This is a genomic window from Enterococcus sp. DIV1758, from assembly GCF_051711985.1.
GTDB classification, from domain to species: Bacteria; Bacillota; Bacilli; order Lactobacillales; family Enterococcaceae; genus Enterococcus; species Enterococcus faecalis.
In genome coordinates this window covers 2,384,227-2,398,240 of record NZ_JBIOOA010000001.1, presented here as the reverse complement: position 1 = coordinate 2,398,240, position 14,014 = coordinate 2,384,227, and the positions used below count along the sequence as shown (strand labels likewise).

The following is a 14,014-nucleotide window of genomic DNA, read 5'->3' as shown; positions in this document are numbered from 1 at the left end:
ACAATTTTCGGAAATTCCTTCTTATTTCTCGGAGTTAAACGCTTCTGTCCCGACCTCTTTCTTGTCTTTTTTACTATGAAAGTGAGTAATTCTTGTCTATACTTAATGAAAAGAGGTGACAGAGTTTGAAAAAAGAGTATTTTATTGCTGCTAGTGCAGATGTCTATGGAAACGTACAACTAGCGAAGGATAGTAATATTTGGTTTCAGTCGGTCTTAAGAGGTGACAGTAACACAATTACCATTGGTGAAGGTAGTAATATTCAAGATGGCACGATTATTCATGTTGATGAAGATGCCCCGACAATTGTAGGCAAGTATGTAACAGTGGGTCATCAATGCATGTTACACGGTTGTAAAATCGGTGATGGTGCTTTGATTGGCATGGGTTCAACCATTCTAAATAACGCTATTATTGGAGAAAACAGCCTGATTGGTGCGGGCTCTTTAGTGACGGAAGGCAAAATTATCCCGCCAAATGTTTTAGCATTTGGTCGACCCGCGAAGGTTATCCGTCCGTTAACGGCAGCAGAAATAGCCAGTAATCATACGAACGCCTTACATTACGTTCAACGAGCAGAAGAATTTCGCCAACAAAAATACCCGAAACTAACATAGAATTAGGAGGAAAATGATGAAGAAAATTAAAGTAATGACGGTTTTTGGAACACGGCCAGAAGCGATCAAAATGGCGCCCTTAATCAAAGTTTTAGAAGAGCAAAGTGAAGGATTTGACTCTGTAGTAGTCGTAACAGCGCAACATCGCCAAATGTTGGATCAAGTGTTAGAAGATTTTCAAATTACACCGAATCATGATTTAAATATCATGAAAGATGGGCAAACCTTAACAGATATTACAAGTCGTGTTTTGAATTTATTAACTGAGGTTCTTGTGACAGAACAGCCGGATATTGTCTTGGTTCATGGCGATACAACCACGTCATTTGCGGCTGCATTGGCTGCTTTTTATCAACAGATTCCGCTGGGACATGTGGAAGCAGGATTGCGGACCTGGCAAAAATATTCTCCGTTTCCGGAAGAAATGAATCGTCAACTGGTAGACGTGTTAACGGATATTTATTTTGCCCCAACCACTCAAAGTAAGGACAATTTAATCAAAGAAAATCATCCAGAAGAACATATTTATGTAACTGGCAATACAGCGATTGACGCGATGGCGTACACTGTTGATGCCCACTATCAAAATGATTTATTGGAAAAAATCCCTACAGACCAACGCATCGTGCTAATTACAATGCATCGTCGTGAAAATTTAGGCCTGCCAATGGCAAATGTTTTTAAAGCTGTTCGTCGACTTGTAATGGAACATCCAGAAATTGAAGTCATTTTCCCTATGCACAAAAATCCCAAAGTCCGTGAAATAGTAGCGGAACACTTAGGTGAATTAGCTCGTGTGCATTTAATTGAACCATTGGATGTCAAAGATTTTCAAAATTTTGCAGCGAAAAGTTCTTTAATTTTAACTGATTCTGGCGGTGTGCAAGAAGAAGCTCCTTCCTTAGGTGTGCCAGTTTTAGTTTTACGAGATACAACGGAACGTCCAGAAGGCGTAGCGGCAGGAACATTGAAATTGGTTGGTACAGACGAACAAGAAGTCTATCAAGAGGCGAAAACATTATTGACTGATTCTGATGCTTACCACGCGATGGCGCATGCACAAAATCCGTATGGGGATGGTCAAGCTAGCCGTCGAATCGTTGAAGCCATTGCCTATGAAATGCAGCAATCAGATAAAAAACCAGATACGTTTACAGCAAAATAAATAAAAAGGCAGAGAAGCGCTGAAAAATGTGCTTCTTTTGCGTATCTTATTTTGAAGAATCAATTAGACAAAAAATGCTAGAAAGTAGTGAAGTGAAGATGTATCAAACGATTTTATTTGATTTAGATGGCACAATTACGGATTCTGGTAGCGGCATTATGCGTTCTATTTTATACGCAACAGAACAATTAGGCTGGCCAGCTCCTAGCGAGGAGACGTTACGTTCTTTCATAGGGCCGCCTTTATATGAGTCGTTTTTGCACATGGCGCCTTCAGCTGAAGCAGCGCAACAAGCCGTGAGTCATTATCGAGCGTATTATCAGAGAAAAGGTATGTTTGAAAATCATGTGTATCTAGGGATCCCAGAGGTACTAACAAGGTTAAAGGAAGCGGGAGCAAAGTTATACATTGCGACTTCCAAGCCAGAAGAATTTGCTAAAAAGATTATTACTCATTTTGATTTAGATCGTTATTTTACAGGCATCTATGGAGCGAGTATGGACGGTCATCGTTCTAAAAAAGCAGATGTGATTCAGTATGCATTAACGGAAGCTCAATTAGACCCAACCAAAGAAGCGATTATCATGGTTGGTGATCGTAATCATGACATTCTTGGTGCTCAACAAAATGGCTTAGATAGTATAGGTGTCTTGTATGGATTTGGTGAAGAAACAGAGTTACAAGAGGCGGGAGCGACATTCCTAGTACAATCGCCTAAAGACTTAGGTGCTATTTTGCTACAAAATTCCTAATAGAAAATGGATTTTCGATAAATTTAGGAGGATTTTAAGATTTATTATCGTTTCAATAGAAAAGCGCCATCATAGGCTTTAAACGTTGTCAATGATGAATTTTTTATCGGGGAATGACGGTCTTTTTATTAAAAACATTTAATTTTAAAGAGGTTTCATGTATAATAGTTTCAGTCATAAACGATAGAATAGTAAGGAGGGTTAGTTTTGGCTAATGATAACCAAAATAACCAAGATCCCAAATCTTCGCTTAGAGATCAAGTAACTGGGTCTTTAAAAGGTAGAAATGATGGCGATCAACCTGATTCCTCTGAAAAAAATGATAGGTCTCCCCAACCTTCATCTGATGAATCACAAGAAACAGCGAGCCGCACAACACAAACACGTGCAGGTTCTAGAGCTGCTCGAAGACGTGGGAAAGACAAGACAACACAGACAGTCGAAGAGCCAACCCTGATTGAAACAGACGAAAAGCCAACAAATACAAAAAAACAAACACGTAAAAAAGAAGATCGTTTAGTCGGTCGTATCGTGTTAATTGTAGTTTCTGTATTGGTTTTAATGATGGCAATCTTTGGGTTTACTTTTTATAAATATGTAGACGCTGGGCTACAACCACTAGACAAGAACAATAAGAAGCTTGTTCAAGTGCATATCCCAGAAGGATCTTCTAATAAGCAAATTGCTGCGGTTTTAGAAGAAAGCAACGTCATTAAAAGCGGAATGGTTTTTAACTACTACGTAAAATTTAAAAACTTAACAGATTTTCAAGCGGGCTATTATCAAATGTCTCCAAGCATGACACTCGATGAAATTGGTGAAATGCTAAAAGAAGGAGGCACGCCAGAACCAACTAAAATCGCAGATGGCAAAGTAACGATTCCTGAAGGCTACGATATAGATAAAATTGGCGAAGCCATTGAAAAAAATACGGATTTCAAGAAAGCAGATTTCATTGCATTAATGAAAAATGAAGACTTCTTCAATCAAATGAAGGCTAAGTATCCTGATTTACTTGAAAGTGCTGCAACCGCAGAAGGTGTTCGTTATCGCTTAGAAGGTTATTTGTTCCCGGCGACTTATGATTACTACAAAAAAGCAACACTTCCTGAATTTGTCGAACAGATGGTTGCTAAAATGAACACAGTAATGGAACAATATACGCCGACAATTCATGCAAAGAATTTAACCAATCAGCAAGTCTTAACGTTAGCTTCATTGGTTGAAAAAGAAGGAGTCAAAGAAGCAGACCGCAAACAAATTGCGCAAGTATTCTTTAACCGCTTGGCTGCTGATATGCCGATCCAATCAGATATTTCTATTTTGTATGCTCTAGGAGAACACAAAGAAACTGTAACGTATGCTGACCTGGAAGTGGACTCGTCTTATAACTTGTATAAAAATACTGGTTATGGACCAGGACCATTAGATAGCCCAAGTGAGGAGTCAATTAAAGCAGTCTTGAATCCGACACCAAGTGACTATTTATACTTTGTAGCAGATATTTCTACAGGAAAAGTATACTTCTCAAAAACATATGAAGAACATCAAGTATTAGTAGATCAGTATGTCAATAATTCAAGTAGTGAATAAAATGAAAACATAAAAGAGCTTGGTGAATCAATTTTGTATGATTCACCAAGCTTTTAGATACTCAAAAAGTAATCTGTTTAACAGAGAGAAAGAGTAGCAACTAGAAATTTATATAAATAAAATTTAGCAAAATCACAAAAATTCAATAATTATATTTACAATTTAGAAAAAGCGTGGTACTCTTTTGTGGATTGAAAGCGGAATTTTTTTCAATAACCAACCAAGAACTACGTATCGTTAAGCGAAAAAGGAGAATTAACATGGTAGAAAAAGTATATCCTATGACTCTTGAAGGAAAAGAAAAATTAGAACAAGAGCTAGAAGAATTAAAAACAATTAAACGTAAAGAAATCGTAGAGCGTATTAAAATCGCTCGTAGCTTTGGGGATCTTTCAGAGAACTCAGAGTATGAATCAGCTAAAGATGAACAAGCTTTCGTTGAAGGACGTATTACAACGTTAGAAAATATGATTCGTTTTGCAGAAATCATCGACAATGATGGCGTGGACCAAGACGAAGTTTCCATCGGTAAAACAGTTACTTTCCAAGAATTGCCTGATGGAGAAGAAGAGGAATACACAATCGTAGGAAGTGCCGAAGCCGATCCATTTTCTGGTAAAATTTCTAACGATTCACCGATTGCGCAAGCCTTAATTGGTAAACAATTAGGCGATCAAGTGATTATTGCAACCCCTGGTGGCGACATGACAGTTAAAATTACAAAAGTTGAAGCAAACTAAATAATTGAGCAGGGCAGGCAGCTTCCAAGGCCTGTCCTTTCGCAATCTATGACATTTAGGGCTAAAGTCCTATGGTAACCTGAGGCGCAAACCACTATGATTAAATAAAATAAACGAGTAAAATAAATGACAGAGGGAGGAGGCAAATCTATGAATAACCCTTGGCGCTTTTTTATCGTCGCAGAAGCATTACTTTTTATTCTGGCGTTATGGCAAATTGTACATAATCCTGGATTAGCTGTTTTATTAACAATTGGCGTTTTACTTGTGGCCTACGTTTCCAGGAAAGCATCTAAAACACATTTTAACAACTTTCAATTCGTCCTCGGCGTTGTTTTTATTGTCATTGGTGCAATGAACAGCACGGCTGTTTGGTTTATGTTGATTTTTGGCGTACTCTTTATCGGCTTAAAAGGCTTTGAGATTTCAGGCGTGGATATAGCTGAACGAGCACCTTGGCGTAAAAAACAAATGATTATGGTAGAGACGGCGGCAAAAGAACCTAAAAATGGCAAACGATTTAAACGCCGCTGGTTTGCCAACGAACGCATTGGTAACAATATCTATGAATGGGATGACATCAATATTGATTTAATCTCTGGGGACACCATTATTGATTTAGGTAATACGCTACTACCGAAAGAAGACAATATTATTATTATTCGTAAAGGTTTTGGCCGCACGCGAATTCTAGTGCCGTTAGGTGTAGCTATTTTGTTAGAACATTCAACTTTTTACGGAACGGTACGTTTTGAAGAAGAAAAATATCAATTGAAAAACGAATCATTAAAAATTTACAGCAATGATTATGATACCAATCTTCGTCGTTTGAAAATTATGACGAACACTTTAGTAGGAGATGTTGAGGTGATCCGTGTATGACCGATCGGATTTCAAGACGCATGATTTCATTATATGCGTCCCTTAGCACCTTTATTGTTATCTTAATTACATTGTTTTCATATTTTCATTCGATTAAACAAAACCGGTGGCTATTAGAGCTTCTTCAGAGAAAAGTCTTTTATCTACCACTAATTGTGCACATTGTTCTCATATCCTTACTAATAGGCTTATTGACCTTTTTACTGATTTCATTGGTTCAAAAAGGGCAATATGGACGGATTGAAGAAAAACTTCGGTTATTGGCCAATGGCAATTATGAAAGTCCAGTCTTAAACAAACCAACGACCAGTGAAAATCAAGATCATTATCTAACCGAAGTCGAACAAGATATTTGGTCGATTAAAAATAAATTATTAGAGATGTCTAAAGAATTGCAATTATTAAACAGTCGGCCGCAATTAATGGATGGGCAAACAAAAGAAGAAATTTTAGAGAACGAGCGGCATCGTTTGGCGCGGGAGTTGCATGATTCAGTCAGTCAACAACTTTTTGCAGCCATGATGATGTTGTCTGCCTTAAATGAACAAGCACAACGAACAGAAACCCCGGAACCATATCGTAAACAACTAGCCATGGTGGCAGAAATCATTAATGCCTCCCAATCGGAAATGCGCGCGTTACTATTGCACTTGCGTCCTATCAGTCTAGAAGGAAAAAGTTTGCGTAAAGGTATTGAACAATTACTGAAAGAACTACAAACAAAAATTAAAATTGAATTGATTTGGGATGTTGAAGATGTTCATTTAAATAGCAGCATTGAGGATCATCTTTTCCGAATTGTGCAGGAATTACTTTCCAATACCTTAAGACATGCCAAAGCAAAGGAATTAGAGGTATACTTACACCAAGTCGATAAAAACGTGTTATTGCGTATTGTTGATGATGGTGTCGGCTTTGATATGAAGGAACAAAGTAATAAAGCCGGTAGTTATGGCTTAAATAATATTCGAGAACGTGTTGTCGGCATGGGCGGTACAGTTAAAATTATTAGTTTTAAAGGGCAGGGAACCAGCGTTGAAATTAAAGTTCCTGTCATAAAGGAGGAAACTGCAAGTGATCAAAGTAATGTTAGTGGATGACCATGAAATGGTCCGTTTAGGCGTTTCATCATATTTATCTATTCAAGAGGATATAGAAGTCGTAGGCGAAGCAGAAAACGGTAAGATTGGCTATGAAAAAGCATTGGAACTACGTCCAGATGTTATTTTGATGGATTTGGTAATGGAAGAAATGGACGGCATTGATTCAACAAAAGCGATCTTGAAAGATTGGCCAGAAGCCAAGATTATTATTGTGACGAGTTTTATTGATGATGAGAAAGTGTATCCGGCGATTGAAGCTGGTGCAGCGGGCTACCTATTAAAAACATCAACAGCACATGAGATTGCTGATGCAATTCGGGCGACTTATCGCGGAGAGCGTGTGTTGGAACCTGAAGTGACGCATAAGATGATGGAACGGTTAACAAAAAAACAAGAGCCGGTGTTGCATGAAGATTTGACAAATCGAGAACACGAAATTTTAATGTTGATTGCACAAGGTAAAAGTAATCAGGAAATAGCTGATGAACTCTTTATCACTTTGAAAACAGTTAAAACACATGTTTCAAACATTTTAGCAAAACTAGATGTGGATGATCGGACCCAAGCGGCGATTTATGCTTTTCAACATGGTTTAGCCAAATAAATATCAGATAAATCCATAAATAAATTCTAGGAAATCCTTCTAGGAATTTATTTATGGATTTGTTATACTAATTTTAACGAACAGACAGGAGCGGTCAGAAGAAATGAAACAAAATTTTGCAATTATTGGTTTAGGACGTTTTGGCGGCAGCATATGCCAAACTTTGGTGGAAGCTGGTCAAGAAGTTTTGGCCATTGACAGCAGTGAAGACCGTGTCAATGAATATATGAATATTGCAACGCATGCAGTGGTGGCTAACGCCCAAGATGAAATGACGTTGCGTTCTTTAGGGATTCGGAATTTTGATCACGTAGTGGTGGCAATTGGTGAAGATATTCAAGCGAGTATTTTAGTGACGCTAATGGTTAAAGAGATGGGGGTTCCCAATGTCTTAGCCAAAGCAGTCAATGAATATCATGCCCGTGTCTTAGATAAAATTGGGGCAGACATGGTCGTTCACCCAGAGCGAGATATGGGTATTCGAATTGCTCACAAACTTGTTTCACGCAATATTTTAGATTATATTGAATTATCTAGCGAATTTTCATTAGCTGAGGTTAGGGTCACCAATCCTAAATTTTACAATAAAACCTTAGCAGAATTAAATTTCCGTCAACGATTTGGTTTAACTGTGGTAGCGATTCGCCGCTCGAAAACAGAAGTAATTGCTTCGCCAGATGCTTCTGAAATTGTTCGAGAAAACGATAATTTATTAGTTATCGGTGATACCGCAGATGTTGATTTATTAGATGAAAAAATGAATGGCTAAGCACTTTATTCTCTAAAAGCACTGCGCTGTGCTACAATAAATGGCGACAGAGATGTGAAGGAGGAACAAAGAATGAAATTAGAAGTGACACCGAAAGCCCAACAATGGTTTAAAGAAGAAACCGGGGTTCAGCCTGAGACAGGCATTCGTTTTTTCGGAAAAATTTACGGAAAAACACCTGTTCATGATGGTTTTTCCATTGCGATGTCTGTAGAAGCGCCAGATGAGCCAATGATTAAAGAGAACCTAGATGGGATTACCTATTTTATTGAAGAAACAGATGATTGGTTCTTTAAAGGCTATGATTTGATTGTTGATTATGATGAAAAGAATGATGAACCGCGTTATCAATTTGAAGCAAACCAAGAAGATTTAACAAAATAATTTTAGTGCTAAACAAAAGAGGCTGAAATAGTGCGTAGGACTATTTCTGTTGCTTTCGTTTAACCGCTAGTCAGCCTGAGAAAAAATCGTTTTGGATTTTTTCTCAGGTTCTTTCTATTTAAGTTATTTTTAGTTGGATATCGTTATTTAATAAGGCTATTATATGGTATAATGATAATTAACTGAAGTGTGGAGGAAATAAAATGTTATCAATTGTTGTCCCTTGTTATAATGAGGAAGCAGCGATTCCGCTGTTTTTTGAAGAAGTAGAAAAAATTAGCCAGCAACTGTCTCATTCAGTAGAATATATATTTGTGAATGATGGCTCAAAAGATAAGACGTTAGCTGTTTTAAGACAGCTTTATCGCGAACATCCAGAGAAGGTCCGTTATCTTTCTTTTTCACGAAATTTTGGGAAAGAAGCAGGTTTATACGCTGGTTTAAAAGAAGCAACAGGTGACTTGGTGACAGTCATGGATGTTGATTTACAAGACCCGCCTGAGTTATTACCTCAAATGATTGAGATGATTGAAACCAGTACAGATTTAGATTGTGTTGGCACACGACGCATAACAAGAGACGGCGAACCGCCCATTCGTAGCTTTTTTGCTCGGATGTTCTATAAACTCATTAATCGAATTGCTGAGACAGAAATGGTGGATGGTGCCCGTGACTTCCGTGTCATGACCCGACAAATGGTCGATGCGATTTTAGAGTTATCTGAGTATAATCGTTTTTCAAAAGGGATTTTTAGTTGGGTCGGCTTTAAAACAGAATATATTGAATTTAAAAATCGAGAACGAATTGCTGGAGAAACCTCTTGGTCTTTCTGGAGTCTATTAAGTTATTCAATTGACGGGATTGTCAATTTTTCAGAAACACCATTGAATATTGCTTCATACGTTGGCGCCTTTTCGTGTATTGGTTCTGCACTAGCAATGTTAGTGATTATCTTTCGAACATTAGTTAATGGTGATCCAACAAGCGGCTGGCCTTCAATGGTTTGTATTGTACTTTTTGTAGGTGGTTTGCAACTCTTATGTTTAGGAATTATTGGCAAATATATCGGCAAAATTTTCTTAGAAACGAAAAAACGACCAATTTATATTGTAAAGGAATCAGAAAAAGATTCTAAAAAATAACCAAAAAAGTAGAGAATTTTTCTCTGCTTTTTTGTTATGCGTTAAAAAAAGTGTAAACAGGCTTTTCAGAAAAACAACATTTTTTACATAAAAAATACATTAACTTTACCTATTTTTATCTTAATGAAACAGCTTTGCTCTCGCGGTTGCAAGAAATAAATGTTAAAATCAAAAGGTATGCTATTAAATGTTTTTTTGGAGGTTGGGTCATGATAGAAGTTATCGACTTGAAAAAAGTATTCGATAATGGGTTTGAAGCGTTAAAATCGGTCAATTTTACGATTGAGCAAGGGGACTTGGTTTGTTTGTTAGGACCAAGTGGGTGTGGGAAATCCACAATTTTAAACTTAATTGCAGGTTTATTACATCCAAGTGATGGAGATATTCAGTTTCGACAGCAATCGGTTGTCAAAACAGCACCAAAAGATCGGAACATCGGGTTCGTTTTTCAAAACTATGCCTTATATCCACATATGACTGTTTTAGAAAACGTAATGTTTCCTTTGACAGTAGGGAGCAAGAAAGTTCCTAAAACAGAGGCACAAGCTATTGCCGAAGAATATATGAAACTAACGAATATTGAAGAGTTAAGCCATAAAAAGCCAGGCACACTTTCTGGTGGTCAACAACAGCGTGTTGCGATTACCCGGGCGTTAGTTCAAAAACCAGATGTTTTATTATTAGATGAGCCTTTAAGTAACTTGGATGCACGTTTGCGTTTGAAAATTCGTGAAGAAATCCGCCGCTTGGTGAAAGAAGTAGGGATTACAACAATCTTTGTAACGCACGACCAAGAGGAAGCGCTATCAATCAGTGATAAAATTATTTTATTAAACGAAGGGGTTATTCAACAAAATGATGAACCTCAAAACCTTTACTTAGAACCAAATAACTTATTTGTTGCTCAGTTCATAGGTAACCCAATTATTAATTTATTGTCTGTTGAAGTGAAAGACGGCAAAATGTACCATGAAAGTTTTGAAATTCCGCTTGAGCGTTTTGAGCAAGCACGCTTTAAAATGCCGATGACTGATGGGAAATATACGTTTGCTTCTCGTCCAGAAGATGTGGTACCAGCTGAAACAGGTCTCTTTACCACAACGACAGATTTAGTGGAATTGATTGGTCGAGAACGTATTTTACGATTTACATTAGGAAATGAACAAGTGAAATCAATTGTAAGTGTAGAAGAAGCGATTGAAGAAGGAGACACTTTATCTTTTGATTTTTCATATAAAAAAGTATTTATCTTTAACGAAGCGGGAGACCGGGTTTACTAATGAAAAAATACAATCCAGAAAATCAACCAAAAGCATGGCTCTTCCTTCTGCCATCATTAGGAATCATTTTACTGTTTAGCGTTTATCCGCTGTTTCGTTCTTTGTGGATGAGCTTCCAAAAAGGTTCCTTAATTAACCAACGCTACGCTGGTTTAGAAAATTATCAACGTGTATTGAATGATCCAATCTTCTATAAAGCGTTAAAAAATACAGCGCTCTATGCATTTGCTGTGGTACCGATTGCCTTGATAATTTCCCTAGCAATTGCTTGGATTATCTTTGAAAAAGTTAAACATAAGAGTTTCTTTGAAACGATTTTCTTTATGCCTTATGTAACGAGTACGATTGCCATTGGGATTGTCTTCCGTTACTTCTTTAATGGCGATTATGGAATTGTCAATTACGTCTTAGGTTTTTTCGGCATTCCTTCTGTCAACTGGCTAGATAATGTTCAAATGAGTATGCCAACATTGATTATTTTTGGGGTTTGGACGAGTTTAGCATTTAATATTATTATTTTGTTGGCGGGCTTGAGAAATATTGATGAAGAACACTTTAAAATAGCGAAAATGTTTGGTGCCTCAGACGGCGAAATTTTCCGACGTATTACGTTTCCGCAACTAGTCCCGACCATTGCCTTTTTATTAACGGTCAATTTAATTGGCGCCTTTAAAGTTTATACACAAGTTTATGCTTTATTCGGTGGTCGTGCGGGGATTGCCAATAGTGCCACAACCGCAGTGTACTATATTTATGACAAATTCCACATTGCAGGGCGTCCCGGAATTGCGATGGCCGCCACAGTGATTTTATTTGTGATTATTTTAGTGGTCACTTTCTTACAAAATAAACTCTTAAAGAAAGTGGGGCAATAAGCCAATGAAAAAAGTTTTAACGATTATCGCATTTGTTTTCTTAGGCATTTTAGCCGTTATTACGTTATTTCCATTTGTCTATATGATTTTAGCTGGTTTAATGAGTTACTCTGAAGCGACCAGCATGCCGCCAACCATGTTTCCAAAACAACCACAATGGCAAAACTACACAGAGGTCTTTCAAAAAGCACCCTTTCTTCGGTATTTCTTGAACACAGTCTTTGTTTCAGGCGTTACAACGATTGCTACGGTAGTCACCGCCGTTTTAGCTTCATTCGCGTTAACGAGTTTGAAGTTCCGTTTTAAAAATGTGGTCATTGCTTTGATGATTTCGTTGTTAATGGTTCCATATGAATCTATTATCTTTACCAATTATCAAACGATTGCGCAATTAGGTTTGTTAAATACTTACAGCGCCTTAATTATTCCATTTTTAACTAGTATTTTTTATATTTACTATTTAAACGGGTATTTAAAAGGTATTCCTGATACTTTTTACAAGGCTGCCAAGATTGATGGCGCTAGTGATTTAGAATATATTTGGCGTATTTTAGTACCAATGTCAAAACCAGCGTTAGTAACAGTAGGGATTTTAACATTCATTTCTAGTTGGAATTCTTTCTTGTGGCCATTGTTGGTGACGAACGAGAAAAAATACCGTCTATTGAATAATGGACTATCGGCCTTTGCGACAGAGAGCGGTAGTGACGTACATTTACAAATGGCTGCTGCAACATTAACCGTTATTCCAATTTTAATTATTTACTTGATTTTCAGAAAAGAAATTATCAGAGGAGTTGCAAAAAATGGAATCAAAGGCTAAAACAACTGTGACTTTTCACAGTGGCATTTTAACAATTGGAGGAACCGTGATTGAAGTGGCGTATAAAGATGCCCATATCTTCTTTGATTTTGGTACAGAATTTCGACCAGAATTAGATTTGCCCGATGATCACATTGAAACCTTAATTAATAATCGTTTAGTGCCAGAATTAAAAGACTTATATGATCCACGTTTAGGTTATGAATATCATGGTGCAGAAGACAAAGAGTATCAACACACAGCTGTTTTCTTATCTCATGCCCACTTAGATCATTCACGCATGATTAATTATTTAGACCCAGCTGTTCCGTTGTACACCCTAAAAGAAACAAAAATGATTCTAAATAGTTTAAATCGAAAAGGTGATTTTTTGATTCCATCACCGTTTGAAGAAAAGAATTTTACCCGAGAAATGATTGGTCTTAATAAAAACGATGTGATTAAAGTTGGCGAAATTTCAGTGGAAATCGTACCTGTCGATCATGATGCGTACGGTGCTTCGGCATTACTGATTCGCACGCCTGACCATTTCATCACATACACAGGTGATTTGCGCTTACATGGCCATAATCGTGAAGAAACTTTAGCTTTTTGTGAAAAAGCCAAACATACTGAATTATTAATGATGGAAGGCGTAAGCATTAGCTTCCCAGAACGTGAACCAGATCCAGCGCAAATAGCGGTTGTCAGTGAAGAAGATCTTGTTCAGCACTTGGTTCGTTTAGAACTAGAAAACCCGAATCGACAAATTACCTTTAATGGTTATCCAGCAAACGTAGAACGTTTTGCTAAGATTATTGAAAAGTCACCACGTACAGTCGTTTTAGAAGCAAATATGGCTGCGTTGTTACTTGAAGTATTTGGAATAGAAGTTCGTTATTATTATGCTGAATCTGGTAAAATACCAGAATTGAATCCAGCGTTAGAAATCCCGTATGACACGTTACTAAAGGACAAAACAGACTATTTGTGGCAAGTTGTGAACCAGTTTGACAACCTCCAAGAAGGTAGTTTATACATTCACAGTGATGCGCAACCGTTAGGGGACTTTGATCCACAGTATCGCGTGTTTTTAGATTTGTTGGCTAAAAAAGACATTACTTTTGTCCGTTTAGCTTGTTCAGGACATGCAATTCCAGAAGATCTGGATAAAATTATTGCATTGATTGAACCTCAAGTATTGGTTCCAATCCATACGTTAAAACCAGAAAAACTGGAAAACCCGTATGGTGAAAGAATATTGCCAGAACGTGGCGAGCAAATTGTTTTATAAATTTTTTTAAGG

Annotated in this window: 15 protein-coding genes; all 15 read left to right on the top strand. The window is 37.3% G+C overall.

What is annotated here, in order from left to right:
• The first annotated feature begins 125 nt into the window (after nt 1–125).
• The 15 genes from IGJ52_RS11705 (at nt 126) to IGJ52_RS11635 (ending at nt 14,002) form a co-directional block, all read left to right on the top strand.
• A complete protein-coding gene (locus IGJ52_RS11705) occupies nt 126–617 on the top strand; it encodes a gamma carbonic anhydrase family protein (RefSeq protein WP_002367316.1) in 492 nt (163 codons plus the stop codon).
• Nucleotides 618–630: 13 nt separating this feature from the next.
• A complete protein-coding gene (wecB, locus tag IGJ52_RS11700) occupies nt 631–1,782 on the top strand; it encodes a non-hydrolyzing UDP-N-acetylglucosamine 2-epimerase (protein WP_438792124.1) in 1,152 nt (383 codons plus the stop codon).
• Nucleotides 1,783–1,856: 74 nt separating this feature from the next.
• Nucleotides 1,857–2,534 (top strand): HAD family hydrolase, encoded by a 678-nt coding sequence (locus tag IGJ52_RS11695; RefSeq protein WP_174092496.1) that lies wholly within the window; start codon nt 1,857–1,859, stop codon nt 2,532–2,534.
• 207 nt (nt 2,535–2,741) lie between these two features.
• Nucleotides 2,742–4,127: an endolytic transglycosylase MltG gene (gene mltG, locus IGJ52_RS11690; protein WP_002419146.1), complete on the top strand. Its 1,386-nt coding sequence runs from the start codon at nt 2,742–2,744 to the stop codon at nt 4,125–4,127.
• 260 nt (nt 4,128–4,387) lie between these two features.
• Complete coding sequence (gene greA, locus IGJ52_RS11685) at nt 4,388–4,867, top strand: transcription elongation factor GreA (RefSeq protein WP_002355133.1); 480 nt, start codon at nt 4,388–4,390, stop codon at nt 4,865–4,867.
• A 150-nt stretch (nt 4,868–5,017) separates the two neighbouring features.
• Nucleotides 5,018–5,749 (top strand): cell wall-active antibiotics response protein LiaF, encoded by a 732-nt coding sequence (gene liaF, locus IGJ52_RS11680; protein ID WP_002381168.1) that lies wholly within the window; start codon nt 5,018–5,020, stop codon nt 5,747–5,749.
• Complete coding sequence (locus tag IGJ52_RS11675) at nt 5,746–6,849, top strand: sensor histidine kinase (RefSeq protein WP_002365182.1); 1,104 nt, start codon at nt 5,746–5,748, stop codon at nt 6,847–6,849. The genes liaF and IGJ52_RS11675 overlap by 4 nt, the downstream gene beginning before the upstream one ends.
• Nucleotides 6,824–7,456 (top strand): response regulator, encoded by a 633-nt coding sequence (locus IGJ52_RS11670; RefSeq protein ID WP_002355137.1) that lies wholly within the window; start codon nt 6,824–6,826, stop codon nt 7,454–7,456. The genes IGJ52_RS11675 and IGJ52_RS11670 overlap by 26 nt, the downstream gene beginning before the upstream one ends.
• Nucleotides 7,457–7,559: 103 nt before the next feature.
• Nucleotides 7,560–8,225, top strand: a complete 666-nt coding sequence (locus IGJ52_RS11665; protein ID WP_002355139.1) for a potassium channel family protein — start codon at nt 7,560–7,562, stop codon at nt 8,223–8,225.
• Nucleotides 8,226–8,279: 54 nt separating this feature from the next.
• The gene (locus IGJ52_RS11660) at nt 8,280–8,609 is read left to right on the top strand and encodes a HesB/YadR/YfhF family protein (protein WP_002355140.1); all 330 of its coding nucleotides are present in this window, start codon (nt 8,280–8,282) and stop codon (nt 8,607–8,609) included.
• A gap of 203 nt (nt 8,610–8,812) precedes the next feature.
• Nucleotides 8,813–9,751 carry a glycosyltransferase family 2 protein gene (locus IGJ52_RS11655; protein WP_002355141.1) on the top strand — a complete coding sequence of 313 codons (939 nt, stop codon included), beginning with the start codon at nt 8,813–8,815 and terminating at the stop codon, nt 9,749–9,751.
• 209 nt (nt 9,752–9,960) lie between these two features.
• Nucleotides 9,961–11,031: an ABC transporter ATP-binding protein gene (locus IGJ52_RS11650; protein WP_002375727.1), complete on the top strand. Its 1,071-nt coding sequence runs from the start codon at nt 9,961–9,963 to the stop codon at nt 11,029–11,031.
• The gene (locus IGJ52_RS11645) at nt 11,031–11,906 is read left to right on the top strand and encodes a carbohydrate ABC transporter permease (protein ID WP_002355143.1); all 876 of its coding nucleotides are present in this window, start codon (nt 11,031–11,033) and stop codon (nt 11,904–11,906) included. The genes IGJ52_RS11650 and IGJ52_RS11645 overlap by 1 nt, the downstream gene beginning before the upstream one ends.
• 4 nt (nt 11,907–11,910) lie before the next feature.
• Nucleotides 11,911–12,729, top strand: a complete 819-nt coding sequence (locus tag IGJ52_RS11640; protein ID WP_002355144.1) for a carbohydrate ABC transporter permease — start codon at nt 11,911–11,913, stop codon at nt 12,727–12,729.
• A complete protein-coding gene (locus IGJ52_RS11635; RefSeq protein ID WP_002359171.1) occupies nt 12,713–14,002 on the top strand; it encodes an MBL fold metallo-hydrolase in 1,290 nt (429 codons plus the stop codon). Before IGJ52_RS11640 ends, IGJ52_RS11635 begins: the two co-directional genes overlap by 17 nt.
• The last annotated feature ends 12 nt before the right edge of the window (nt 14,003–14,014 follow it).